23 protein-coding genes, 1 tRNA gene and 1 pseudogene are annotated in these 26089 nt (G+C 56.4%); 15 read left to right on the top strand and 10 right to left on the bottom strand.

All coding sequences use genetic code 11. The features are described 5' to 3' along the window. The 3 genes from ACYYKW_RS19475 to rfaH are packed head-to-tail and all read right to left on the bottom strand — an operon-like array spanning nt 1 to nt 2278. The gene (locus ACYYKW_RS19475) at nt 1–534 is read right to left on the bottom strand and encodes a polysaccharide biosynthesis/export family protein (protein WP_464990880.1); all 534 of its coding nucleotides are present in this window, start codon (nt 532–534) and stop codon (nt 1–3) included. Between the two features lie 12 nt (nt 535–546). Next, nucleotides 547–1707, bottom strand: coding sequence for an outer membrane beta-barrel protein (locus ACYYKW_RS19470; protein ID WP_090283379.1), 1161 nt, complete (start codon nt 1705–1707; stop codon nt 547–549). Nucleotides 1708–1744: 37 nt separating this feature from the next. Beyond that, the gene (gene rfaH, locus ACYYKW_RS19465; protein WP_090283377.1) at nt 1745–2278 is read right to left on the bottom strand and encodes a transcription/translation regulatory transformer protein RfaH; all 534 of its coding nucleotides are present in this window, start codon (nt 2276–2278) and stop codon (nt 1745–1747) included. Nucleotides 2279–2834: 556 nt separating this feature from the next. On the opposite strand from rfaH, the gene ACYYKW_RS19460 reads away from it, so the two are divergent. Together ACYYKW_RS19460 and ACYYKW_RS19455 are read left to right on the top strand one after the other, a co-directional pair. Next, complete coding sequence (locus tag ACYYKW_RS19460) at nt 2835–3818, top strand: SDR family NAD(P)-dependent oxidoreductase (protein WP_464990879.1); 984 nt, start codon at nt 2835–2837, stop codon at nt 3816–3818. 119 nt (nt 3819–3937) lie between these two features. Then, nucleotides 3938–4453, top strand: coding sequence for a cupin domain-containing protein (locus ACYYKW_RS19455; protein ID WP_464990878.1), 516 nt, complete (start codon nt 3938–3940; stop codon nt 4451–4453). Between the two features lie 187 nt (nt 4454–4640). Here the strand turns inward: ACYYKW_RS19455 and ACYYKW_RS19450 are convergent, their stop codons facing one another. The 4 genes from ACYYKW_RS19450 to ACYYKW_RS19435 form a co-directional block, all read right to left on the bottom strand. Further along, entirely contained in the window at nt 4641–6962 is a 2322-nt protein-coding gene (locus tag ACYYKW_RS19450) for a hypothetical protein (RefSeq protein ID WP_464990877.1), read from the bottom strand. A 25-nt stretch (nt 6963–6987) separates the two neighbouring features. Further along, nucleotides 6988–7062, bottom strand: a tRNA-Lys gene (locus tag ACYYKW_RS19445). A 169-nt stretch (nt 7063–7231) separates the two neighbouring features. Further along, a complete protein-coding gene (locus ACYYKW_RS19440) occupies nt 7232–8836 on the bottom strand; it encodes a nuclease domain-containing protein (protein WP_464990876.1) in 1605 nt (534 codons plus the stop codon). 3 nt (nt 8837–8839) lie between these two features. Then, nucleotides 8840–11101, bottom strand: a complete 2262-nt coding sequence (locus ACYYKW_RS19435; protein ID WP_464990875.1) for an McrB family protein — start codon at nt 11099–11101, stop codon at nt 8840–8842. A 293-nt stretch (nt 11102–11394) separates the two neighbouring features. Between ACYYKW_RS19435 and gapS4a the strand changes: the two genes are divergently transcribed. The 5 genes from gapS4a to ACYYKW_RS19410 all read left to right on the top strand — a co-directional run bounded on the left by gapS4a (nt 11395) and on the right by ACYYKW_RS19410 (nt 15783). Further along, complete coding sequence (gene gapS4a, locus ACYYKW_RS19430) at nt 11395–12318, top strand: GapS4a family protein (protein WP_464990874.1); 924 nt, start codon at nt 11395–11397, stop codon at nt 12316–12318. Nucleotides 12319–12322: 4 nt separating this feature from the next. Beyond that, a complete protein-coding gene (gene gapS4b, locus ACYYKW_RS19425; RefSeq protein ID WP_464990873.1) occupies nt 12323–13459 on the top strand; it encodes a GapS4b family protein in 1137 nt (378 codons plus the stop codon). A 195-nt stretch (nt 13460–13654) separates the two neighbouring features. Beyond that, the gene (locus ACYYKW_RS19420; RefSeq protein ID WP_464990872.1) at nt 13655–14605 is read left to right on the top strand and encodes a hypothetical protein; all 951 of its coding nucleotides are present in this window, start codon (nt 13655–13657) and stop codon (nt 14603–14605) included. Between the two features lie 97 nt (nt 14606–14702). Further along, nucleotides 14703–15170, top strand: a complete 468-nt coding sequence (locus ACYYKW_RS19415) for a metallophosphoesterase family protein (RefSeq protein WP_464990871.1) — start codon at nt 14703–14705, stop codon at nt 15168–15170. A 127-nt stretch (nt 15171–15297) separates the two neighbouring features. Further along, complete coding sequence (locus tag ACYYKW_RS19410) at nt 15298–15783, top strand: P-loop nucleotide/nucleoside kinase family protein (RefSeq protein ID WP_464990870.1); 486 nt, start codon at nt 15298–15300, stop codon at nt 15781–15783. Here the strand turns inward: ACYYKW_RS19410 and ACYYKW_RS19405 are convergent. Beyond that, nucleotides 15780–16781, bottom strand: a complete 1002-nt coding sequence (locus ACYYKW_RS19405) for a GlxA family transcriptional regulator (protein WP_464990869.1) — start codon at nt 16779–16781, stop codon at nt 15780–15782. The genes ACYYKW_RS19410 and ACYYKW_RS19405 overlap by 4 nt on opposite strands. A 195-nt stretch (nt 16782–16976) precedes the next feature. Here ACYYKW_RS19405 and ACYYKW_RS19400 point away from each other — a divergent pair, with 195 nt between their 5' ends. Both ACYYKW_RS19400 and ACYYKW_RS19395 read left to right on the top strand, forming a co-directional pair. Next, nucleotides 16977–17867, top strand: a complete 891-nt coding sequence (locus ACYYKW_RS19400) for an MBL fold metallo-hydrolase (protein ID WP_464990868.1) — start codon at nt 16977–16979, stop codon at nt 17865–17867. Nucleotides 17868–17963: 96 nt separating this feature from the next. Further along, on the top strand, nt 17964–18575 hold the full coding sequence (locus ACYYKW_RS19395) for an LbetaH domain-containing protein (protein WP_464990867.1): 612 nt from the start codon (nt 17964–17966) through the stop codon (nt 18573–18575). Between the two features lie 19 nt (nt 18576–18594). Here the strand turns inward: ACYYKW_RS19395 and ACYYKW_RS19390 are convergent, their stop codons facing one another. Further along, nucleotides 18595–19473, bottom strand: a complete 879-nt coding sequence (locus ACYYKW_RS19390) for a LysR family transcriptional regulator (protein ID WP_464990866.1) — start codon at nt 19471–19473, stop codon at nt 18595–18597. Between the two features lie 103 nt (nt 19474–19576). Between ACYYKW_RS19390 and ACYYKW_RS19385 the strand changes: the two genes are divergently transcribed. The 3 genes from ACYYKW_RS19385 (at nt 19577) to ACYYKW_RS19375 (ending at nt 22641) form a co-directional block, all read left to right on the top strand. Next, entirely contained in the window at nt 19577–20929 is a 1353-nt protein-coding gene (locus tag ACYYKW_RS19385; RefSeq protein WP_464990865.1) for an acyclic terpene utilization AtuA family protein, read from the top strand. Continuing rightward, entirely contained in the window at nt 20929–21252 is a 324-nt protein-coding gene (locus tag ACYYKW_RS19380) for an AtuA-related protein (RefSeq protein ID WP_172833274.1), read from the top strand. The genes ACYYKW_RS19385 and ACYYKW_RS19380 overlap by 1 nt, the downstream gene beginning before the upstream one ends. An 81-nt stretch (nt 21253–21333) precedes the next feature. Next, nucleotides 21334–22641, top strand: a complete 1308-nt coding sequence (locus tag ACYYKW_RS19375; protein WP_464990864.1) for a CitMHS family transporter — start codon at nt 21334–21336, stop codon at nt 22639–22641. A 12-nt stretch (nt 22642–22653) separates the two neighbouring features. Here the strand turns inward: ACYYKW_RS19375 and ACYYKW_RS19370 are convergent, their stop codons facing one another. Further along, the gene (locus ACYYKW_RS19370; RefSeq protein WP_464990863.1) at nt 22654–23571 is read right to left on the bottom strand and encodes a LysR substrate-binding domain-containing protein; all 918 of its coding nucleotides are present in this window, start codon (nt 23569–23571) and stop codon (nt 22654–22656) included. A gap of 193 nt (nt 23572–23764) precedes the next feature. On the opposite strand from ACYYKW_RS19370, the gene ACYYKW_RS19365 reads away from it, so the two are divergent. The 3 genes and pseudogenes from ACYYKW_RS19365 to ACYYKW_RS19355 form a co-directional block, all read left to right on the top strand. Next, nucleotides 23765–24514, top strand: coding sequence for an SDR family NAD(P)-dependent oxidoreductase (locus ACYYKW_RS19365; protein WP_464990862.1), 750 nt, complete (start codon nt 23765–23767; stop codon nt 24512–24514). Nucleotides 24515–24611: 97 nt separating this feature from the next. Further along, nucleotides 24612–25910 (top strand): MFS transporter, encoded by a 1299-nt coding sequence (locus ACYYKW_RS19360; RefSeq protein WP_464990861.1) that lies wholly within the window; start codon nt 24612–24614, stop codon nt 25908–25910. Between the two features lie 17 nt (nt 25911–25927). Beyond that, a pseudogene (locus ACYYKW_RS19355) lies at nt 25928–26089 on the top strand (transketolase); the annotation flags it as partial.

The raw sequence follows: 26089 nt of genomic DNA, 5'->3' as shown, positions 1-26089 counted from the left end.
TCAGAAGAACCCTTGTGCAATGGAAATGGTGTCGCCGGGGGCAATCGTGGTGCTGCGCGTCACGTTATCGGTGTCGGTCGCGCCACTGTCGCCTCGCAAGATGGTGACGCGCTTGATCGAGGCCCGCTCGGTCAGCCCCCCGCCCAAAGCAATGGCTTTTTCCAGGGTCAAGCCGGGCACGAACGGATAGCTGCCGGGTTTTTTCACTTCGCCATTGATGTAAAAGGAGCGGTATTCGATCTGGCTGAGACTGACTTTCGGGTCGACCAGGTAGCCTTGCTTGAGTCCGTCGACAATGTTTTTTTCGACCTGGCTGGGGGTCAGTCCCTTGGCGGAGATTTCGCCGAGAAAGGGGTAGGAAAACGTGCCGGCGTCGCTGAGCCGGATCTTTTTCAGGCTCAACTCCGGCTCACCAAACACGATGATGCGCAACACATCGCCAGCGGCCAGTTTGTATTGCGTGCCGGGATCTGCCGCGTAGACAGGCGCCGCCATCACCAGCGTGAACGACAAGACAAGTGCGGATGTGTTCATGTCGAAACCCTCTTAAAGGCTGACGTTGAAACTGATCTGAAACACGTTGCGGGTGAAGCTTTCGTTGTCGGCATCGGAATCGTTGTCGCGGAAGCGATAGCCGACTTCGATGTCCAGCCAGCGGCGCATCGCATAGATCACCGCCAGGTTGTAATCCTGAAAGTCGTCGGTGCGGCTTTGCCCTTCGTAGACGTAACGGCCCAGGCCGGCTTGGGCCACAGTCGTAATCCGCTCAGTCCAGCCGTGTCGCCAGCCGACCTGGGTGAAGGTCGACTTCACCGCCTCCGCGCCGTCGTCGCCCTCGGCAAGCGCTTGGCGCGCGACAAAGGTAAACGTCGAATACGTGCGCGGTTTCCATTGCAGATCGACTTGCCAGGTGGGGTTGTCGAGGTCGTTGGATTCGTTGCTGTCGAAGTTCTTTTTTTCGTAACCGACGCGCACTTTGCCCGTCGTGCGTGCCGTGAAATCCCAGACGGCACCGGCCAGTACGGCGTCCGATACGCTGCTGCGCGGACTGTTCGCCTGCTTGTAGTCGAAGTCGGTGTGGTCATATTCGAGCAAACCTCGGGTATTGCTGCCGATGCGGTGGTACCAGGTGCTGGTCAAGGCGGTGGTGTCGCGTTCCTTGTCGGCATTGATGCCGTCGCCATTGTCGTAGCGCAGTTGCGCGTAATTGACCCCGAGGTCGATCTGGTTGTCCGCGCTTTTGGCGCCAAAGGTATAAAGCCCGCCGACCCGTTTGTTGTTGAGCTTGTCATTCACACCCTCGACCGCCGTCGATTCGGTGCGCTCCCATTTGCGATATTCGGCGTCCAGCTTCAAACGATGGCGATCGGTGAACTCCATCACGCTCTCGGCACGCACACGTTGCGCCGTGTTCGAGGCATCGGAATCGTCGTGATAGATGTACCGCGTCGGTTGCCAGATCACTCGCGTGGCGCTGTTACGGTCTTCGGCCTTGAGCTCGAAGGAGGGGGCCAGTTTGGTGATCATCGAGGACTGCTTGTTGTCTTCCACTTCGCGAAAGTTGTCGTCATAACTTTCTGAAAAAACAAACGTCGGCGTGAAGTCGAATCCATAAACGTTTATCGCTTGTGGGTCGGTGCTCCAGGCCATTCCCGGATAGAAAGAGGCCATGATCAGTGCAACAGGGCAGCGTGATTTCAAGGCCATGTCATGGCTCCTGAGAAATGGCAGGTGAGAAAAGCTGTTATTTGTACGATTGGAAGTTGTGCTGTTGTCGTTGAATAGCGGTAAGCGGCAGGCAAACGGGCTGTTCGCGGTTGAGAAACTGCAGAAGCAGTAACACCCGATCGTTGCCTTGCAGCGCCTGGAATACACCCTCGAGTGGTGAGAGCGGGCCGCTGATGATCCGCAAAGGCTCACCGGGTTCGAGGCGGCCTTTCACATCCGAATCCGATTCCAGGCAGCGTTCGCGCAGATGCTCTATGACATGTTCCGCTACTGCCACGGGACCATGATTGAACTCGACAACCCGGCTGACGCCACGGGTCGAGCGCAACGGTGCCCAATTGTCTGTGCTGCTGAGCTGGATAAATAGATAACCGGGGAATAACGACTCCATCACGCGCTGTCGTTTCCCGCGAATGACGCGCTCAGTGAAGAGTTGAGGGTGAAAGACCACGTAGTGTTGCTGGAGCAGGTTGAGGTGTGCGCGCTCATCCTGGCGTGGTTTGCATTGCAACAGATACCAATTGGGTTGATCCGAGCTGATTGCTGGCATGCGAGTAAACTCTTTGATGTTCGAGAAGTTTAGGGCAGGCAGAAGCTCCATTCAGGGCCGTGCAAAGACAATTGGCAGGGTGTGTTTTTATTATGATGTAACGTCGGTGTGTTTCAATAATGAATCACTTGTCCGGCTCGATGTTGGCTGAACTTTTTCAAAGACAAAGCTACCGCACAGTCTGCATGTTCGCAGTGTTTACGTTAGGTTGCTAATTGGTTAGCTCTGGAACTTTCGGCAGCGATTGAGAAGGGAATCGCGCCACGTTCAGCTAGACGTTGGTAGTTATCGGCCAGTCTTCGCGGTCTGTCAAACGATCCGAGTCAAAAAACACGCCATTTGTCGACTAACTGTATCTCACGTGACTATCTTGCTGTTTATAAAGGGTTTTTGATTTGACGTCCGAACGTGTTCGTTTTTTTTACACTGACCGCTAGCGTCAGGGTCGCTGAGACATTCCAGCATTGAGCGGCTACGAAATGCTTATAAGCTATGGACGGCTTCTGGCGGACGGCGTTATAACTCATCGCCTATTCGATCGAGGAGAGCAGGGACTATGACCGTTCTTGTGACTGGCGCGGCAGGCTTTATCGGGTATCACACGGCGAAACGATTAGTTCAACAAGGCCAGCAAGTAATCGGTATCGACAACCTCAACGATTATTACAGCGTTGAGCTAAAGCGGGCACGATTAAAGCAACTAAGAGAACTGCCAGGCTTCGATTTTCGACTGATGGACATAGTTGATAAACCGGCATTGATGACGCTGTTCAAAGAGCATCGTTTTACCGAAGTCATCCATCTGGCCGCTCAGGCCGGTGTGCGTTACTCACTGGACAACCCGGACGCCTATGCGCAATCGAATCTGGTGGGCTTTTTGAACGTACTGGAAACCTGTCGTTTTCACCAGCCGGCGCATCTCATCTACGCATCAAGCAGTTCGGTGTACGGCGCGAACAGCGAGCTGCCTTACCGTGTCGACAACCCGGTCGAGCGCCCGGTTTCGCTGTACGCAGCCACTAAACGCGCCAACGAATTATTGGCCAGCAGCTATTGCCATCTCTACGGACTGAAGGCCAGCGGGCTGCGCTTTTTTACCGTTTATGGGCCTTGGGGCCGACCGGATATGGCTCTGTTCAAATTCACCCAGGCGATCTTGCAGGGGGAGCCGATCGATATTTACAACAACGGCCAGATGGCGCGGGATTTCACTTATATAGATGACATTGTCGAAGGCATCGCGCGGTTATGTCCAAAACCGCCGGTACCGGCGAAGGAGGGCGAGGGCGTTAACAAACTATTCAATATAGGACGCGGCAGGCCTATTGAATTACTGAATTTTGTCGATTATCTGGAAAAGGCGCTGGGTATTAAAGCTCAATACAATTTTCTGCCGCTGCAAGCGGGCGATGTTGTCAGTACATGGGCCGATGTATCGGCACTTGCCGACTGGACGGGGTTTTCTCCACAAGTGAATGTTGCAGACGGCGTGTCCCGATTTGTTGCGTGGTATCGCGACTATTACCAAATCGAGTCCTGACGATTGAGTGCGCAGAAAGTCTTATGCAGGGGAGATAAAAGCGGGATTATTGATAGCTACACTAAATGACCGTTTAGTTGAGCTATCAAAAAAGCCTATCAGAATAACGGGAGCAGGCGATGATTCAAGCTAAACCCAATGCGCACGACGTCATAAATGCGCTGGATCTCGAAGCTCACATCGAAGGCGGTTATTTCCGCCGAACCTATCAATCCGATCACCGCGCCAGCCTTGAGACCAGCACAGGGCCCCGTTATCTACTGACGTCGATCTACTATCTGTTGACTGAGCAATCTCCGGTGGGACAGTTTCATTTCAACCAGTCCGACATCCTGCATTATTTTCATCTGGGCGATCCGATCGAATACAGCCTGATCCATGCAAACGGTTCATTGCAGACGCTGGTCATGGGCAGCGACATTCTCACTAAGCAACGTCTGCAATTACACGTACCAGGTGGCATCTGGAAAGCCTCACGCTTGCTCAATGGATCACATGGATTCGGATTGATCAGCGAGGCGGTTTCGCCGGGATTTGATTTTAAAGACATGGAAATGGCTGATCGAGGAAAACTCACTGCGCAATTTCCGCGGCATCGTGCGCTGATTGAAAAGCTGACGCGGGAGAAAGGCTGAAAGGCGCAGATTTCAAAATACCAGCGGCTCGACGAAAGGACACTGAGGCTTCGCAGCAGATTGAAATGCCGCGTACATCGGGCTGAGCTCGTAATACCTTGTTACGTGTAATGTATATTATGTTAAATCATGGATGCGAATAGCCTCAGGCTTCAGATATCACATCCACCACTCCCAACCTCTCAGTCTAAGCAACGCCATTCGTTTGCAGCTTCAACAACCAATGTCTCTCGGTAGTCCATCCGATAAAAACCTGAGCACGTTCGCTTGCTTGGCGAGCCTCGGTCAACGGTGTGCCAGAAGCTGCTACTCGCAATCCTATAATCGCCGGCAGGAACCTTTCACGAAATGGACTAGGCTGAGTCGCGAAATGAGCTTCGATACGTTCAATCGCGAATTGCATTTCTGCCTCATCGAGCATCGCTAGATAAAACACCATCTGCCGCCACGCGTACGCTGTATTTTTGATCATCAACAGGCTGGAGTGATAAAACCTCAACTTCATCTGCTGGCGTATGCATATCCATCTGAAGCATTCCTCGGCCATCGAAGCCAGCCGATCCTGCAATAGCGCTTTCAACCCAAGCTCATCAAATAAGAGCGAGAGGTTTTGTGTCGTCAGGATCTGTTGTTGCTCAATGATTTTTCCGTTAGTCGCCGGTCGCCATGTCCCCAGGCCCTCATCAGCGCGCTGGGAGCACAATCTGGCCAATGCGTCCCTGGGACTAGCGTCAGGCCTGGGGAACCTTTTGCGCCTGGATTTCGGTTGATCAGGAAGCATCGCCAATTGGCTTGCATCAATGTCGTAGTAATTGGCGTATAGCGTGCCACCTGTCAAAGATGCCGCCTGCCTGGCAGCTCTTATGTACTTGTTGGAGAAAGCGCCCATGAAAATGTCCGAGGCGACTTCTTCAACAAAAGGCAGATCCAGCTTGGCCATCGCAGCAAGCGCAGCAAATTCCTGAATCAGTTTGTTGGGCAGGATCGCTTGAGGAAAAGTGCAAAGGGTCAATGCTGCGGATTCGATCAGGACCTGTCTGGCTGCGTCAGCGACCACCGCGTCCGTTTTACGCTCGACTTCAACAGCCGCCACCCACGGCAATTCATTCATCCTGACCTGACTTTGCAGATCCAACAGCAACAATGATCGGCGTTGTCGAAAGGCGCGATAGGTTGCGACAGACAGTATCCGCAGCGACGTATCGCGAAATCCTGCGCTGCAAATCTCAGCCGTAATCGCTGGCAGCAGCCGCGCCATGGTATCCCCGGATGTAATCAATCCCTTCTCGATCAACTCGGCAATTGTGCCCTTTCGACACCGCTCGACGCTTCGACGAATAGCAGGAGGAATGCCGATACCTGTTAACAGCGAATATGCGGTCGCTTCTTCGCAGGTAACGGGTTGCAACAGAGATGAAAAATCGGAAACTCCGTCCGAACCGGGATACCTTCTCAGACGTGCGGCAACCGCTTTAGCAAATAGATGGTGTCCGGGTGTGGACACGTGACTGCGTTGAGACTCTCTGTGCTTTTGATGAGATTCGGATTCGGGATGACCATGCTTGCGTACGAAATCGTCGATGATCCTGCGAATTCGTCCGACTTGCCGTCCCGTAAGCGACGCCACATCACTTGCGCAACTCCCGAGCAGTGCAAACAACTCCCCTGCCCGATCCCTTGAGCTTTCAGCTTCACCTGAAGCGCTGGGGTAAGAAGCATCGAACTGCCGCTTCAGAATATTCGCCTGCTCAAACCAGCCCTCGGGGTACAGGCGACAAGGCCAATTATCCTGATACGTTAAAAGGAACAGCGACACCGCCGAATCGTAAAGCGGTAAACGAGTTTCAACGACATGCTTCTGCACTGCCACGCGCGCCTGTGCCGGGCGATTTGAAAGCACGGCCCTGACATCACCGACAGTAAAAGCCTGCACTTGCCCTGAAGAAAGCGGCAAACCGTCAGAAGCCATCGGAAAGAATCGCAGCTGTTCAAAGAAAGGCGCTATCGCTTCAACCAGGTCCCATGCACTCTCTGTACGTTGCTGCCCCAGCAACCAGGCCACGGTCAGCAGTGCAGCTTCTTCGGGCACCTCGATTCGATAATCCCCGCTCGCCAGCTTCGTTTGCAGTACCTCGATCCCCTCCTCCGTAAGGTGCCAAGTGTTGAGATCGAGTCGCTCGAAGCCAGGACGGATACCAGGAATCGAAGCAGCCAACTGTCGCTCGTACTCGGTCAGTGCACCGCCGGCCAAGAACTGCCCAGTGGCGAAACCTCCAGTGACGACTTCCAGTGTGACCCACTCAGGCACATCCGCGAATGGAGTTCTTGAGCCATACGACGCCGATCCCTGCAATATGTGCTCGATTACATTGCGCCAGCGCTCGATGCGCTTGCTCGTCTGTCCGTCATTGTCGAGGCCCGGTGCAGTGAGTGCTCGAGACAGTTGAAAGGCTGCATAGCCGGCACCTATGCCGGCGTTCGCATTCGATTCCCTATCGTCCCTGAGCATGAGTCCTTCCGAGCCTGCGATGTTGTGGGTCCGGGGGCTGGATTCGAACCAGCGCCCACCCGGTTAAGAGCCGAGTGTTCTACCGCTGAACTACCCCGGAACAGAGCGCGGATTTTCCACGAGCGTTGAACGATTGTGAAGATCGAAAACATTGCCGCTTGTGAACCTGAACGGTCGCACCGGCGTCGCGAACCAATACGCCGGGAGCCGAAGACTTTATTTCGGGTAGCGGGATTGTCAGCGAGTTTAGCGGTACTGTGCGAAATCGATTACCTCGCCGTTCCAGTAGCAATTGTACGCGCCGGAGCGGCCGCGATTGGTATTGCACTCAAAATACGTTTGAGCTCAATCCCCAGCGCCTCCCCTTCTGATTCAGCCCCGATTTGCCAAGCTCCGACCCCATAGTCCGCATGATAGGTCGGGCTGACAAGCGCCCTTACTTTGTCTGCCCGAGGTATCAGCAACAATGAAACGTCAGGCTTGATGCCCTTCCACCGGAGACTGTCGTGATAAAGGTGCGCTGACTCCATCGCATCCAGGACGCTGGCGCGGGCGCTGCGATACTTTGCGTCGAAAACTACGAAGCGCTTCGCCGAAGGCGAGTCCAGCGTCACGACGATATCCGGATATCGCTCTCGCGATAAACTTTGAAAACCGCGATGCGCAGTTCGATCGATCGCTGGGCATCGGACTTGGTAACACGCCTCAACAGTCACATTAGCCGCTCTTCCCCGCCAAACGATTTCCTTCGCACCCACCGATCGATATTCACGTCTCCAGACGAGTTCAGGAAACTGACGTTGCAGCTGTGTAACTATGGTCACAAAGCACCACCGCTCATAGATCTCCCATGTTGGGCTGATCCATAGCGTCTCATCAGGATCCTTTCCCAACCAGCCTGAATGCAACGCGTACCAACCAAACCGATAAGCTCGCGCGTATACAGGGTGAGCAGAGATCGCATTCAATCCAGCAGCCGATAGACGCCTGGCAGTCACGATGCAGAAAGGTCTCGCGCGTTGAAGCCGTTGAAGCTTGCGAGCAAGCGACTCGGTGAACGCAATTCGACGTACGAGCCTTGGCGTTAACGCTGATCGGGTTTCGCTGACCACCTCAGTTGCAGCGGCATGTTGAAGTCCCCTCACCACCTGCCGGCAACGTCTAAGAACATCGAAGAGAATAAGTCCAACGGCCTGATTCGCTGGGTTGTCCTCTTCCTCGTAAGATCTGCTGACCTCAAAGCGTACAGTGTTCAAGGCCGGACGCTGAGTACTAGCAGGATGCAACAGTGCCTGCCCCGTTGACCCTCTGAGTGCCTTATGCACGGATGCGGAGTCCAACCGCTTGACCGTGTGCGCACTCACCGAGGTGCGGTCGCTCTTCAAGGTTGTTAACGGCCGCTGAGATATCTGTTTGAGCGCGCGGTGAAGCCGATCCCCATAGCGTCTCAGCCTTGCATACTGCAGATGCGGATTGGTTAGTGCTCCATCATGGCCAATTCCAAACTGAGCCTCTTCTGTGCCCACAACGAGAGCCGGGTCGAAATCCAGAATAGCCTCAACCATGGCAGCGAATGCCTGGCCGCCGAGCTTATTATCAGCTGCTGAAACGTCCAGCCGGTAGATTGCGGCAGTCCGCCCCTGGTCATCCAGAAGCTCTGCCACGACCTCTCCTGCATAAAAGCCTGGAGTCCATAACCACGCACACGCGCCGTTTTGGTCGACCGTCTCGATCAAGATGTCATCAATGTAGAAGGAAAACCCTTCAAGCGCGGTAAAACGATAAGCCTTCTTCTCCATAAAACCTGGGTTCAACTGACCTGGGTGCACGTCAAATCGAGCGTCCCCCTGCGCTACCTGCAAGATGATCGACATGGTCTACCGCCAGAATCTGGTCGAGCCGGAGTGAGCCAGGTCGTCGGCCATTTCTTTGACCTTGCGCAACGACATTCCCATCCCCGCATGTTTGAGCGTGGTATGGAGCAATGTGAAGACCTCCTGCAGTCGAGGACTGTCTTCACCGCGCAATTTGGGGAGTATCTTCGAATAAATGGCATGGTCGAGTGCACGTGAGAACTCGATGACACCACCCGCCTGCGTTTGCTGCAGATAGCCAATCACGTCGTTGAGGGTGCGCCACCCGAAATGCAGTCGAGCTGGACGAAGCACATCCATGAGTGAGGACATGAGATTTCTGACTATTGAAATCTGTTCATCCTCAAGCGAGCTCTTCTGCCAGCCAGGAAATGCTTTGACCTCAATGTCCCAAAATTCGATCACAGAGGCTCGATCCAGCACTTTGTCGCTCAATCCATGAGTGGTCTCGTCCATATTCACGGTGCCGATGATCACGAGGTTGCTCGGATATGGAATGCCTGGAGGAACACCATCGATCTCGTCGACTTGACCGTGAAAGACGATCGTTTCGCCGGTTTCCATCGCTGAAAGCAGAGGCGCCAGATATTGTTCCGGATGAGAGAGGTTCATTTCATCAAGAACCAATGTGTAGGGCTTCGTCGGGTTGGCGCTTGCCTGCAGGAGGAAATCCAGAACGCCGGTACGCACATATGCGTCAGACTCCAGCGGATTAACGTAACCCAGCAGACTCGAGTAGTCGTGCCAGCCTGGCTGGACAGGAACGATCAGCAATCCTTCACTTGGCTCGGGATCGTCCTGCCACAGACTCAGCGCATAATTACGGGCAAGTTGCGTTTTTCCCGCACCGCTTAAGCCTGTGAGTACAGCGAAATGGCGCCTCGGATGCCCCCACAATCCAGCATCAAGTTGTCCAATCAGCTCTTCTGGAAAGCGAAATTCTTGATCAAATCGCGCAATCAACGCGCCTAGCTTAGGCCTCTCTATATCGATATCGAGCTGTACTGGAGGTATTTGAGCCAAGGAAGGGCTGATGTCTGGAATGCTCGCAAGACCCTTTGGCTCCCAGTGAATGCGGTTAACCCACTGTCTACCCCTTTCAGTGAGGTTGAGCACTTTCTCGTAGATCGTGGCTAGATCAAGGTACCTGAACCAACTAATAATTGCTGAGGGGGCGAAATCAGACTTCCATCCAGGATTTGCCTTTCTGAGAGTGAGGATGGCCTCACGGTTGGATAATGGTGAGTCACGCAATGCCACTAGCAAATAGTCAAACCCCAAGATGCGGGTGATCATCCAGTCAACGATCTCATCTGGGTCACCCGACTCCAGAAATGCCTCGCCGCGGGGTGTTAATTGCAGGTTATTTCCGTTGGCACGCAGCACGCCCCACTCGGCAATCAGAGCGTTCAGCTGAGTGTTACAAGTCGACGCTTTTGATTGAGGGCTGATCGATTGCAAGTGTTGGATGAAGTCTTCACGAGTGCATCCATCTGTTGCAAAGTCGATCATGCTTTGAATGGTGGCTGTGCCTCCCCCAATCGCCAGCAGACCGCGCCTCCTCCTTTCAGAAGGCAAGGGCCTGAGTACTTCGTCACCTGTTTCCAGGTCGGATATTTCGGTGGCTTCGCCTTCTGGGTTCTGAACATAGTTGACGAACATTAGCCAAGGCAACGTCAATCGTGAGACTCCCTCCCTGGAATAAACGTCAGCCACTTCACCCAGCACTTCATTTAACCGGTTCAATACTAGTCGGTGCAGATGACGTCTCTGACCGCTCAGTGGAAGCCCCAAGGCATGCGCCAGCTCTCGCAGTTTCCGATGATGCGCTATCGACGTGAAAGCACCTGGACAAAGCAACGCGAAGACGCGGTACATTTTGAGTCGAGGGTTTCTTTTGGTCAGCCCAGCAACTGCGGACGCAATCTGAGCCCAAGCGTCGGCGATGAGCATTTCACTCTCAGAAGGATCGCTCGTCTGCGCGAATTTTTGCTTCAGATGCCAGAGGCTCTCTGCGATGGCCGAATTTTCGGCGACCGCAGAAATGTTGATGCGCCCCATACCGGTTGCCGAAACAGCCTCGGTGTCCCAGAGCGCCAGTTGGAAGTCCTTGCTTAGGAACTCTTCATGAGACACATCCCTGACACGCACTAACCATTTCTGGAATTCGGTGATCCAGCTTTGATTGCCCGCCAAGGACATCACCTGCTCCTGGAGGCTAATACATCCAGCCCTGAGCTGTTCGTCATCCTTAAGATCCAGCAAGTCCATTCTCCACCAACGATATTTTTAGATGGCGAGATAATGTCACTGCTGCGGGCTGGAAGCCAGATCCGACCTTTGACGTAGCAGGAGGTAAGCGAGAGCATCTCACTATCCCTCACCCTGCATGACCTAGTCGTAGGCTAACGCACCGGCTTGATGGGTTAGCCATTATCCTGGAGCTAGACAATCCACCGTCGATTTGCTGACAAATTGCCACTAGACATCATCCCTCAACCTCCGTAGCGTTCTGGCGGCATAGGGTTAGAAGACATTCATTATTCAAGGGACGTGTGATGGGCGAATGGTCAAAGAAGCTGGGCGAGCGCGGTGAACACATCACGGAGTCGCTGCTCAACCTGATTGGTTGGAAGGCAGCACTCAAGGGACACGAGTTCGACTGCGTGAAACCTGTCCCCCACAGCACGACCGGCAACCCCAGAAAAACCCATGGTGCCGATTTTGTCTTCAGCTGCCTATCCCCGTTGGAGGATGGCATCCTCAAGCACCTCGTTATTTCTTCGAAATTTACATCCGGCCCCTACCCAACTTCTCCTGGCCCATTATTCAAAGACCATTTCACCGACCTTGCAACGACAGTCGAGTGCTTCAATCGCTCACCGTTGAAAAAGTCGATCAACTCGGGCTATACAGGCGCAAGCGGTCAGTCGCTCGCTGGCATCCTTTGCTGGTTCAGTGCGGCATCGGACGCAGAGGAGGATGTGGTCAGTCACATAGCGGGGTCGCGAAACCTCGACAGCTCCAACTACGGCACCATCTACGTCATTGATAATTACCGAGCTAGCTTTCTGTTCGACACCATTACGTACGCGAGAAATCGATTCGGCGCAGAAAATGTTCGTTTCCTCTACCCCTCTACTGGGAAAAACGTAAGCCCCATCGAGAGGGTCACAAACGGGACGATACTGCCTCCCGAATACCTCAACAGTGGCTTGATCCCTTTCTTCATCCAAGAGCATGAAAGGAAATCACTGCTCATCTGCTGTCAGGATCCTTTCAGCCTCGAAGCGGTAAAACGCATGATTGGCTTCTCGATGGAAATCGCCATGGAATTTCCTCACAAGGTGGCCCTCGCGTTCCCTGACTACAACTACGTAGATCATGAGGAAATTGCAGACATTGCGAGGCTGTCAATTGCGAACAAGGAGTTCGCTTCAATCGTCGAATTCGAATCCTACCAAGCAGATTTCAGGGGGTAATGCAGTGAGTAATCAAAATATTGACTCTATCCTTCCCCAAGGTGAAGCGCTGCGTACCTACCTTGCTCAGCCTTACATCAGTGCCGGCGACATCAAACACGTTCTGAAGAGCCGAGGCGTCTTCATCAACAGCTCAGAGAAAGAGCATTCCATCCCTGCTCTTACGCTGTCTTTGGTACGTCCGAGCGAGTTTTCCAAGCTTCAGCTTGCCTACACGACCAAGGAAGACAACCCCAAGATCACCACCCAGACGATCAAGTGGCAAGGTGATGATGCCTTGTTGGACGCGATCCCTGACGTCATGGATGTCAACAAGCTGCTGGATCTTGAGTTCGTAAACTTCAAGGTCTTGGGAACACCAGAATTCTACCCAGTCAACAGAGACCTCGACACGATCCGGATGGACTACCTGCTAGAGCGAACTGACCGCTCCAAGAGCTGGGCTGACTCGCGCAAAAATTTCAAAGGCTCCATCGAGATCAAGAAAAACAAGGCTCAGGACGAGCTCATCATGATCTTCACGCACACTGCGCCGGAAACAAAGACGACAAACAAGGCGATGTCGAAGCATCTGATTTCACATTTCAAATCGGTCAAGCAGATCAGTGAAACTGAGCAGGCCACCTCGATTCGTTTCTGCGATTTTACCAACCAGAACAGGTTCAATTACCTGTTAGGGCTCACGCAACACAGCAAATTGGTCGCACTGTCCTTTAAGGAGGTCGTCGATATCGGGATCTCGCCCGACCCAGACATCCTCCTCCCCGCAGCGCTGGACTGGATGAAGGAAAAGATCCGAAACCTGGACTTGAAGGGCTTCAGCCTTGAGCACTCTGACTTTCTTTCAGATGTGTCCTATCGCCCTAGCCTGTTCCTGCACAGGGTCGATGCCAAATTCCGATTCAGCACCTCGGGCCTCGATGGCGATTGCGTGATCTCGCTTGGCTTTCCAGAATTTTCCGCGGCCCAGAAAAAAGACAGTGAGATTGAATTGAGGATCAAGCAGATAAGCTTCGATAACACGGGCAGGTCTATCGACAAGAACGACGCCAAGGAAACGATACTGAAGGAGTTGGAATCCGAGAAGATTGAGACCTTCAAGACCCTGTCGATTCCTGCCGGCGGTTCGGTGGCGCCGTAGTCTTGGTCTGAGCGGAGGCATTGTTGTCCGGTGGAGTGTGAGGAGCTAACCGTCTTCCGCTCAGTAACGACGCCCGCCCACGTCCCTGCCGAGTTGATTGGAACATGGCCACGCATCAAGACTCTGGCTCACTAACGAGGCTATGGCCAATACTAGCGACCACTTTTCAGACAGCTCAAAAGGACTTGGTGAACTATGTCATTGGATGTGGCCTACAGCATTGAGGCTGACGATTTTGTCGACCCTGATCGCGCCTACGATCTGTACTGGTCAGGGGTGATTACAAACAAGCGCGCATTCGTATGTCCGGCTGCTGACTGCTCCGCCCAAGTTACCTGCGCGAATCTGGACAAAGACGTCCAGAACATGAGGGTCGTCCCGCACTTCAAGGTCTACGGAGCTCATAGTGAAGCGTGTGGTATTGCCAATGGCGCCCCCGTCGAATTGGAGCTCCAGCCCGCTGAACTGGATGGGCAGGAACGCAGAACGGTTGACCAATCCATTGTCGACGTCTTCAAACTCGAGCGACCTGCCTCCTACTATGACGAGCACGCGGTCGAGCCTGGCGCGGACGTCCATATAGCGAAAAAGCGTGCGAGAAGCACCCGCCCCTATACCCCGAAGCTAGGGGAATCAGGCATAGTCGGGCCTATTTACTCGGTTCGATCTGTAGTCAGCAGATACATCCGATACCGTTCCGATGAGACCCTTGAGTTCAGGCGTTTGAACATTGCCGGGCAGGACGTGCCCTACGCCAGCATCTTCAAATGCATCTGGGAGCAGGATCTGGACGACCTGCCTGACCACCCAATCATTTACTACGGCTGGGCGTATGTTGACCGCACGAAAGCCAATAATGGCTACCGAATCAAATTCAAAAAGAATTTCAAGCGAGGAGACGACAGCCTGATCACCTCATGCTTCGTCTCCGACGCATTCATAGAAAACTACAAGCTCAAAAACCTGATGGCAGTGCGGCTTTCCAAGATCGCCGAGAAGGACAAGCCGACAGCGTTCGTGTTTCTCTACGGCCAGCCCGCAATCCGGACGTCGAATGAACGTGACTACGCAAACTTCGATCTGAAGAATCTCGACATGATCGATGTGAACTACGACTGCCCCCTACCACCTAGATACGATAAGTAGACAATCTCACAGTGGGGTAAAGGACGGCTCTGTAACGTTCTGTAAAGCCTGGCGATCCCCGGCTCGTGAGATCGAAACGTCCACGGAGAATTGGCCCATGAAAACCGCTGTAATATCCGACACTCACAATCTCCTCCGCCCCGAAGCCATCGACGCGCTCCAAGGCTGTGACCTGATAATCCACGCCGGCGACATCGGCAATCCGGACATCCTCGTCCAGTTGTCCAAAATTGCTCCCGTTCACGCCGTGCGCGGCAACAATGATCTCAGCAGCCCGTGGGCCAAAGACCTTCCCGACCTTCTGACGTGCACTCTCAACGGTTGGCACACGCTCCTTATCCACGACATCGCCGACGTCCCCGCCGATCTGGATGCAGACATAAAGCTCATCATCACCGGCCATTCCCACAAACCGCGCATCGAATGGCGCGGCGATCGCCTATACGTGAACCCTGGTAGCGCCGGCCCTCGGCGTTTCAAATTGCCAGTCACGCTGGCAATTCTCGAGATACAACCCGACAGCATCGAGCCGCGCCTGATTTCCCTGCTGGATTCCCCCGCCTGAAATCGCTGCGGTTACCGTGATCCAGAACAGGGAATCCACACGTGATCTGCAGCGCTACAGTGGTAGCTCTAGTTGCTTCGCCGCTTTTCAATGAGCATCATGAAAACTCGACAAGGAGACGTCTCTCATGCCCGAACCAGTACTGCACCTGATGGCAGGCAAGATTGCATCCGGCAAATCGACATTGGCCAAGTCCTTGGCATCCGAACGTTCGGCCATTCTGCTCAGTGAAGATTATTGGCTCTCACAGCTCTATCCCGATCAGGTCAAAAGAGTGGTCGATTACGTGCGGCTTTCGCGTCAGATTCGGAACCTGGTCGGCACGCTTGTCATTGATGTGCTGAAATCAGGCGTGACCGTGGTTTTGGATTTCCCGGCTAATACTCCAGAAGACAGGCAGTGGTTATGCGGTTTGGCCGACGCTGCTGGAGTTTCCCACTGTTTCCACTACATCGAACTGGATGATGAGACCTGTCGGGCCAGGCTACATCAGCGCAATGGCCGCGCCGAGCATGAATTTGCAGCAACTGACGCTGAGTTCGATCTGATCACTAGCTACTTTCGTGCCCCGGATGTAAATGAGGGAATTGTGATTGAGATTCACCGACCTTAAGGGCAGGCGTGCAACGTCTCTGCCGTCTTCTCGGCCTGTTTCATTTCGCGGCAGAACATTCGCCTGTACTCAGAAGGCGAAGTCCCGAGTTGAGCGCCGAATTGTTGCCTCAAGGATAAGGCGGTTCCGAAGCCCGCCTCACCAGCCACGCACTCGATAGGCAAATCTGTCGTTTCCAGAAGCTCCTGCGCTCTGGCCACGCGCTGGCTGTTCAGCCATTTGGAAACGGTTGTGCCGGTAGTTTCCTTGAAACGCCGAGTAAACGTTCGCCGGCTCATCTTTGCCTTTTCCGCCAGAACGTCGAGCGACAGATCACCCGACAGATTCATGCGCGCCCACGTCAATACTTCAGACAAATGAGTCTCGCTGGACAGCTGCGGCACAGGATATTCAACGTATTGAGCCTGGCCACCCTGTCTATGTGGTGGCGTCACCAGCATCTTCGCAGTGCGGTTTGCGACATCAGCGCCAAGTCGTTCACGTATCAAATGCAGGCAACAATCGATTGCCGCCACCGTTCCTGCGGAGGTCACGATGTTGTCTGCGCTGACGTAAAGCACCTCTGGTCTGAAGCGGACATTGGGAAAGCGTTGCGCGAATTCGTCTCGGGCTGCCCAGTGAGTGGTCGCTTCCTTGCCATCGAGCAGTCCGGCATCTCCGAGCACAAACGCTCCGAGGCACAACCCGACGATGAGCTTGCCTGTGGAATTGGCTGCCTGAAGAGCCTCCACGAGTTCAGGACACGCAGAGACCGACTGATCGCCCCACGCTGGAATAACAATCACATCAGCCGACGCCATCAGCTCCAGGCCTTGCTTCACCTCAAGACCGACGCCTTGGTCGGTAATCACCATCCCGGGCGTCACTGCGCAATAACTGACCTCATAATGGGTTTCGCCGGAACCGGATTGAGCGGTGCCCAATACCATCCCCGGAACCGAAAGATGGAACAGGCTTACGCCATCGAAAGCCAATACGGCAACGCGGATGGAACCCATGCAATACCCCCGGTAAGCCCAAAGGGCTCTACGTCCGCTTTCCACAACGATGACCAGGATTCGAGCGACCACCCTACTCCCGGCTTGAATAAAAACCTATGGCCCGATTATATCGAAAGCTGTCATTCAGGCCACTGTTGAGGTTGATGCGATTCAGCAAGAATGGCGCATCGATACATCAACAGGACTGAATCCATGAACTTTAAAACACTTCCCCTTGCCGTCAGCATCGCTTGTGCTGCAACGACCGCACCGGCATTCGCGGGTACAAACGCTCCCCAGGCACCTGACGCAGCTCATAAAGTCGAACTGCACCAGGTTCGCAACGCGACGGCGAAGATCACCTATGGCGATACGACCTTTCTGATCGACCCGATGCTTGCCAAAAAAGGCGCCTACCCTGGCTTTGAAAATACCTACCGCAGCAACCTGCGCAACCCATTGGTTGATCTGACCGAGGCGCCCGCCGACATCATTGCCGGTGTCGACGCTGTCATCGTCACCCATACCCACCTTGATCACTGGGATGACGCTGCGCAAAAAGCACTGCCCAAAGACATCCCTCTGTTCGCTCAGCATGAAGAAGATGCGCAACTGATTCGCTCGCAAGGTTTCAAGAATGTGCGCGTACTAACTGATGAAGCGCAATTCGGCGGCGTTAAGATCACCAAGACAGGTGGCCAACATGGCACCGACGAGATGTACGCCGTGCCAGCACTTGCCAAACCGCTGGGTGAAGCAATGGGCGTGGTGTTTCAGGCGCCAGGCTACAAGACCCTTTACCTCGCTGGCGACACTGTCTGGCGTAAAGAAGTTGACCAGACCATCGAGAAATATCATCCCGAAGTCATCGTGCTTAACGCCGGGAAGGCGATGATGACCGGCTACAAGGGATCAATCATCATGGGCGAAGACGACGTGCTGCGCGCCTCAAAGGCCGCGAAAGATGCGAAGATCGTTGCCGTGCATATGGATGCAATCAACCATATGTCACTGACTCGCGAAGAGCTGCGCGCCTATGTCAGGAAACACGGGATCGAGAGCCGGGTCGATATTCCGCAAGACGGTACTTCACTGGAATTCTGATTGATCGGGCCGTAGTTGATGCTGGCTTTGGCTTGTCCACGGGCGAAAGCACGGCCCTGTCAGACTACTTTCCACGGAATGATTTACGAGGTTTTTATGAAGCTACCAGAGATCAGTGAATACATCGCTGGATGGCCATTGCTGGGTATATGTTCTGCGGCCCCATGGACCGTGGCTCAGGACTGCGAAAGCCGGATCCTGGCCTTGCTTGACACGCTGGGCGCAGGATACCGGCGCCAGGGCAATTGTGCCGTCCATGAAACAGCCATCATTGAACAAGGAGCGGTCCTTAAAGGCGCAATTATCATTGGCGAAGGCTCTTTCGTGGCTGCAGGCGCTTATCTCCGTGGAGGTGTTTATCTGGGGAGTCATTGCATTGTTGGCCCAAGTTGCGAGCTCAAGAGTACGTTCATGCTGGACGGTAGCAAGCTGGCGCACTTCAACTTTGTTGGTGACTCATTGATTGGCGAAGCAGTAAATATCGAAGCCGGGGCGATCATTGCCAACTATCGTAACGAGCTTGACGGCGCCCATATAAAAATCCGCCATGAAGATCACGTAATAGAAACGGGGGTCAACAAATTCGGTGCCCTTGTTGGTGATGGCTGCAAAATCGGTGCAAACGCAGTAATCGCTCCCGGCGCTTTGTTGCGGCCACATATGCGCGTGCCGCGTCTGGGACTGATTGACCAGTTTGCTCACGATTAAACATCGGAGCGCCACTGGCTCAGCCTAGCCTCAACCCTGCCAACCTGCGCACAAACGCCTGCATCGACGGCGTCTGCTTCAACGGTTTCCTCTGCAACAAACCCAACGACCGCTGCTGCGGCTGTTCCACCTGCAAAACCGCCACCTGCGCATCAACACGCAAAAACCTCGTGGCGCTGGCCGGCAACAACGTAAACCCCAACCCCGCACGCACCAGCGCCGCCGCCGTGCTCATGTGCGCAACTTCCCACGAACATTCAGCGTTCACACCCAACAACCCCAACGCCGCATCGGCCAACGGACGAATGCTGGTGTCCGGGGTCAGCGCTATATAAGGCAGCGACTGCCAACGCTCGTCAGTGCTGCCCGCCAGAGCATCCCGGCGAACCAGCAGCACCAGGTTGTCGTCCATCAGCGCGTCGAATTCCAGTCCCGACAGATCCTCCGGCCGCGAAGTGATACCGATATCGACTTCGCCACTTTGCACCCAGTGACTCACCTCCCCCGCGCGTCCATCGCGGAGCGACACCTGCACGCCGGGGTACTCGTGCATGAACGCGGCAATGATTTCCGGCAGGAACGACGCCGCCGCGGTCGGCAGTGCGGCCAAACGGATGCTGCCGCGATTGAGATTCAGCGTTTCACGCGCATCGCGCACGGCGTTTTCCATGTCGCGCAGCATGGCCTGGGCCTGGGGCAGGAAGTGTTCGCCGGCCGGGGTCAGTTCGACGCTGCGGGTGTTGCGCGCGAGCAGTTGCAGGCCGATGGTTTCTTCGAGCTTGCGGATGATGTAGCTCAGCGCCGGTTGTGAGACGTGCAGTTTCTCTGAGGTACGGGTGAAGCTTGAGGTCTCGGCGATCAGGATGAACGCGCGCAGCTGGCGGAAGTTGATGTCCATGCTCGACCGATAAAATTAATGGATTAATTCTTAGAATATTTAAAATTCACAGAACAATCCAACGCTCGCATGATGGCCGCGAACACATGCCGAGTCCGACGCAATGACAACAACAATTCATATCGGTTGTGGCGCAGGTTTCGCCAACGATCGCCCCGACGCAGGTTTGCGCCTGGCGCAGGATCTGGCCAGCCGCGCCGGCAAACGCTATCTGATGTATGAACTGCTCGCCGAGCGCACCCTCGCCGAGGCGCAGTTGCGCAAACAGGCTGACCCGGAGAGCGGCTATGCCGCGCGGTTATTCGACTTTCTGCGCCCAGTGCTCGATACCTGCATCGAGGCTGGCATCCCCATCATCACCAATGGCGGCGCGGCAAATCCACGCGCCGCCGCCCAGCGGTTACGAGCCGAACTGGGCGCACGCCACGCGGATCTGAAGATCGCCTGCGTGCTCGGCGATGACTTGTTGCACGTCGAACAGCAGCGTCTTGAGCAGTGGCTGGACCTCGACGTTGCTCAGCACGATGTGGTTTCGGTGAACGTTTACACCGGCGCCGACGGCATCACCCAGGCATTAAATGATGGCGCCGGCATCGTCCTCTGCGGTCGGGTTGCCGACCCTTCGCTGGCGGTGGGTCCGATCCGCCATGGTCTCGGCTGGGCGGCGGATGACTGGCAGAAAATGGCCATCGCTACGGCGGCCGGGCATCTGCTGGAATGCTGCACTCAAGTCACCGGCGGCTATTTTGGCCATCCCGGCATCAAGGATGTGCCCGATCCGGCGCGTTTGGGCTGCCCGATCGCCGAGATCAGTGCTGACGGCACGCTGGTGATCACCAAAGCGGCTGGCTCCGGCGGCTGCGTGACCGAGCGCACGGTCAAGGAACAACTGCTTTATGAGGTCCATGACCCGCGCCGTTACCTCACGCCGGATGTGGTGCTCGACCTCGGCGAAGCCAGCGTGACCACCCTCTCTCCCAATCGCGTGGCCATCAGCGGTATTCAGGGCCACCCGCGTCCCGCACAGCTCAAGGGTTTGGCGGGTGTGCGCGGCATGTGGTTTGGCGAAGCCGAGATTTCCTATGCCGGCCCCGGCGCGGTCGATCGGGCGAAGCTTGCCCGTGAAATCCTCCTGCAACGCTTCGATCACACGGCCCCGCAAGTGCAGCCGTGGATCGACATTGCCGGCGTCGCCAGCCTGTTCAACGATGCACGCGGCGATTACCTCCACCAATGTCTGGCGCAAGCGCCGCAGGTGGCGGATGTGACGGTCAGGGTCGGTCTGGTACACAAGGACCGCGCCCAGGTCGACCTGCTGCTGGCTGAGGTTGAGTCCCTCTACACCAACGGCCCGGCTGGCGGTGGCGGCGTTCGCCGGCACTTGAGCGAGTCGATCGCGACCCACGGTTTTCTGATTGCGCGCGATGAAATCGAGACGCGCCTGGAGTGGTACTGATGACTGCACTTGTCACGCTTGCCGATTTCGCCCACGCCCGCGCCGGCGATAAAGGCAATATCCTCAGCGTCGTGGTCCTGCCGCTGGACGCCGCGCACTACGACTGGCTCAAGCGCGAACTGACCGTCGAGCGCGTCGCCGAGCAGTTCGCCAGCCGCCGGCCTTCACGCGTTCAGCGTTATGAGATCGATACGCTGCAGGCGCTGAATTTCGTTCTCGACGACGCGCTCGAAGGCGGGGTGAATCGCAGCCCGGGGCTCGACCGCCATGGCAAAAGCCTGAGCTACCTGCTGCTGTCGTTGCGCTTGCCGGCACCGGGTTGACCGCCCTCCTCTGACAGGTTTTACCGGGCCGCCCCATCGGACCCAATCGAACAATAAAAACAATACCGAGATGCCATATCCATGATCACTGCACTGGGTTTTCTCATGATGTTCAGCATCATCGCGCTGATTTTGCTTCGCAGGATCAGCCCGGTGGTGGGCTTCACCACAATCCCCGTCGCCGTCTGCCTGCTGGCGGGTTTCGCGCCGCCGCAAATCGGCGACTTCATCAAGAACGGCTTGATCACTGTCGCGCCGACCGCCGCGCTGTTTCTGTTTGCCATCCTGTATTTCGGCATCATGCGCGATCGCGGCCTGTTCGATCCGCTGGTGAATTTCCTGATCCGCCGTACCGGCGGCAAGCCGCTGGCCGTGGCGTTGGTCACGGTTTTGGTGACGGCGGTGGTGCACCTCGACGGCGTCGGCGCCGCTACTTTTCTGCTGACCATCCCGGCACTGCTGCCGCTGTACAAACGCCTGAACATGAGCCCGAACATGCTCTTGCTGCTGGTCGGCACGACCGCAGGCGTCGGCAACATGGTGCCGTGGGGCGGCACCACCGCTCGCGCGGCCGCTACTACTGGGCTCGACGCGACCGCGCTGTGGATGGGGCTGATTCCGGTGCAACTGGTGGGCTTTGCCTGTCTGCTGCTGATTGCCGGATGGCTCGGTTTGCGTGCGCAGCGGCGGCTGCCGAAATCCTTGGGCGCAGCGTCGAGTTTCGACGCCACACTGGCCCAGCCAGAAGAACGTGAGCACGCGCTGTCCCCACGCCAGTTGCGTTACTGGCTCAACGTAGCCCTGACCGTCGCCATCCTCGCCTGCCTGTTCAGCGGTATTTTCCCGTTGTATGCCTGCTTCATGGTCGGTTTGGGCATTGCGCTGCCGCTTAACTTTGCTTCGCTGGAGGCGCAGACCGAGCGCATCAAGGCGCATGCGGCCGACGCTCTGCAGATGGTTCTGGTGATGATGGCGGCCGGTGTGCTGCTCGGCGTGTTGTCCGGGGCGAAAATGTCCGACGGCATGGCTCTCGCCCTGATCGACGCCCTGCCCCACGGCTCTGCGCAATACCTGCACTTGATCATCGGCGCGTTCGGCGTGCCGCTGGGGATGATTTTCTCCCCCGACGCCTACTACTTTGCGTTATTGCCGGTGATCCGCGATGTGGCGGTCGCTGCCGGCGTGCCTTTGGAAGCGGTAGCACGGGCCATGTTGATCGGCGAGAACACCGGCTTCGCCATCAGCCCGGTGGTGCCCAGCGTCTACCTTGCCCTGGCGCTGGCCGGCGTCGAGTTGCGCAAGCACATCATGTACACGTTTTTCTGGGCCTGGGGTGTGAGTCTGGTGATGTTGGCGTTTGCGGTGCTCAGCGGCGCGATCCCGACCTGAGGTCAATCCGGCTCAATAGACGAAACCATGGCCCAGCTCGGTTTCGATCCACTCAAGAAAGCGTCGGACCCGGGGAAACGTCGAATGCGCCTTGGGAAACACCAGATGATGGGCGGCCACCGCGGCACTCAATGCTTCAGGCGCCACTTCAACCAGAGTGCCGGCCGCCAGATATTTTTGCGCCAGCAAGGTGCTTTCCAGGGCAAAGCCGAGCCCGTGACTGGCGGCTTCCAGTGACATGTAGGAGCGGTCGAAGCTCAGCGCATACGGCCGCTCCGGTCGGGCCAGTCCGTGCTGGGCAAACCATTGCGGCCACTTCAGCAGCGTCGCTTCCGACAGAATCAGATCATGATCGAGCAGGTCCGCCGCCGCGCGCACCGGTCGCTGCGCGAGCAGCTTCGGCGAGGTCAGCACGGCGAATTTTTCATTGCGCACCGTGCGCACCTCGTAGCTCGGCCAGTTCGGCGTGCCATGGCGGATATCGACGTCGATCTTGTCGCGGCTGAAATGCAGCGATTCGTAGGAACAGGACAGGTTGATCTGAATGTCCGGATGACTGGCGCGAAACGCTTCCAGGCGTGGCATCAGCCAGAGCAGGCCAAAGCTCGGCGATGAATGCAGCCGCAGGCAATCGAGGCTGACATCGCTGGCCGCGCGTTCGGTGGCCACGGCCAGACTGTGGAGAATCCCGGAAACCTCTTTCAAATACTGCTCGCCCACCGGCGTCAGCGACACACCGCGCGCGGCGCGCACAAACAATTGCCGGCCGATCATGCCTTCCAGTTTTGCCAATTGATGGCTGACCGCTGACGGCGTCAGGTCCAGCACTTCGGCGGCGCGGGCGACGTTGCCGAAGCGCGCCGTTTGCTCGAAGGCCTGAATTGCTCTCAGCGGTGGCAGGATCACAGGGGCATCGGAATCGGTGCGCATGGCGGCTCCGTTAGATTTTTTATGGTTTTTCGGCTGTTCGCATTCAATCACTCGCCAGCCGGATTGACGAGTGCTGAATTTTTTTCAGCATTGAATGACGTTCGCGTTATTGCTCGACCCCGCCCCGGAGGACAAGCTGAGTCATCGGTTTTTCACGGACCGACCCAATAAAAACAATTTGAGGGACTCCTTCATGCTTCTTCAAGGCAAAGTCGCAATCATCACCGGCGCCGCATCTGCCCGTGGCATCGGCCGCGCTACCGCAACCACGTTTGCGCAACACGGCGCACAGGTGGTGATCCTCGATCTGGATGCGTCCGCCGCCCGCGATGCCGCGGCGTCCCTGGGCGAAGGTCATCTGGGCCTCGCCGCCAACGTCGCCGATCAGGCGCAGGTGCAACAGGCCGTCGCTGCCGTTATCGAACACTTCGGGCGCATCGATATTCTGGTCAACAACGCTGGCATCACTCAGCCGCTGAAAACCCTCGAAATCGGCCATTCCGATTACGACAAGGTGCTCGACGTCAGCCTGCGCGGCACCCTGCTGATGTCGCAAGCGGTGATTCCGCTGATGCGCCAGCAGGCTTCGGGCAGCATCGTCTGCATGTCTTCGGTGTCGGCGCAGCGCGGTGGCGGGATTTTCGGCGGCCCGCATTACAGCGCGGCCAAGGCCGGTGTGCTGGGGCTGGGCAAAGCCATGGCCCGCGAACTGGGGCCGGACAATATTCGCGTCAACTCCATCGCCCCCGGTTTGATTCACACCGACATCACCGGCGGCCTGATGCAGGATGACCGCCGCCACGCGATCATCGACGGCATTCCGCTCGGCCGCCTCGGTGAGGCGCAGGACGTCGCCAACGCGGCGCTGTTCCTGGCCAGCGACCTGTCCTCTTATCTGACCGGCGTCACCCTCGACGTAAACGGCGGCATGCTGATTCACTGACAACACCTGGGCGGGCCTGCCCGGCCCGTGCGGTTCTGGATCGATGACGCAGCCGGGCCTGAAGGCCTGGCGGTCAATAAAAACAAGAGATCAGACCATGACTACCCTGTCGCTCGAAGCGGTTTCGACCGTGCGCTCTTCTGCCTATCGCAAAACGGCCTGGCGGCTGATGCCGTTCCTGATGCTGTGCTACCTGTGCGCCTATCTGGATCGGGTCAACGTCGGCTTCGCCAAGCTGCAGATGATGAACGATCTGGCCCTTAGCGAAACCGTTTACGGCCTGGGCGCCGGTGTCTTCTTCATCGGCTATTTCCTCTGCGAAGTGCCCAGCAACATCATCCTGCACAAGGTCGGTGCGCGGGTCTGGATCGCACGGATCATGATCACCTGGGGCATCGTCTCGGCGCTGTTCGCCTTTGTCGAAACCGCGTGGCAGTTCTACGCCCTGCGCTTTCTGCTGGGTATTGCCGAGGCCGGTCTGGCGCCGGGCCTGTTGCTCTATCTGACTTACTGGTTCCCGTCCTACCGGCGTGCGCGCATGACCGTGTTGTGGTTCATCGCAATTCCGCTGTCCGGCATGGTCGGCGGCCCGCTGTCTGGCTGGATCATGAACCATTTTGCCGGTGTGCATGGCTGGGCCGGCTGGCAGTGGATGTTCGTACTCGAAGCGGTGCCTACGGTGCTCGTCGGCCTGCTGGTGCTCAGCTATCTGAAGGACGGCGTGCATCAGGCGACCTGGCTCAACGACGACGAAAAAGCGCTGATCAGCCGTGAATTGGCGGAAGACGACCAGCAAAAAGTCACCCACGCCTCGGTCGGCGAGTTCATTCGCGACCGGCGCTTGTGGCTGCTCGCCGGGATCTATTTCTGCGTGGTGATGGGGCAGTACGCAATCACCTTCTGGCTGCCGACGCTGGTGCGCAATTCGGGCGTTTCCGACCCGCTGCACATCGGCTTCCTCACCAGTCTGCCGTACCTCTGCGCGATTGCCGCGATGCTGTTGGTGGGCCGCAGCAGCGACAAGCACCGCGAACGCCGCTGGCACTTGATCGTGCCGATGATTGCCGGGGCGATCGGTTTGAGTTTGGCGGCAATGATGGGCGGCAATTCGACGCTGTCGATCCTCAGCCTGTGCCTGGCGGCTTCGGGGATTCTCTCGGCAACCTCGCTGTTCTGGATGCTGCCCACCACGCTGCTCGGCGGTGTGTCCGCCGCTGCCGGGATCGCTGCGGTCAACAGCTTCGCCAACCTCGCCGGTTTCTGCTCGCCGTACCTGATTGGCTGGGTCACCACCGTGACCGGTTCCAGCGCCATCGGCATGTACCTGATCACGGGCGTGTTGTTCGCCGGCGCCGCGCTGGTGCTGCGCATCCCTGCCGCCCTGGTCAATCGTTGAATCAACGGAGTTTCATCATGACTATTGAGTCTTCAAACGCTGCATCCCTGACTCTGGCAGAGCGGGCGCACAACATTCGTCGCCACGCGCTGCGCATGGGCCAGGTTCAGGGCCAGGGCTACGTCGGTCAGGCCCTGGGCGCCGCTGACCTGCTCGCTGTCTCGTATTTTCATGCGATG

It is taken from the genome of Pseudomonas sp. 15C, assembly GCF_055484735.1.
This window is presented reverse-complemented; position numbering and strand designations above follow the sequence as displayed.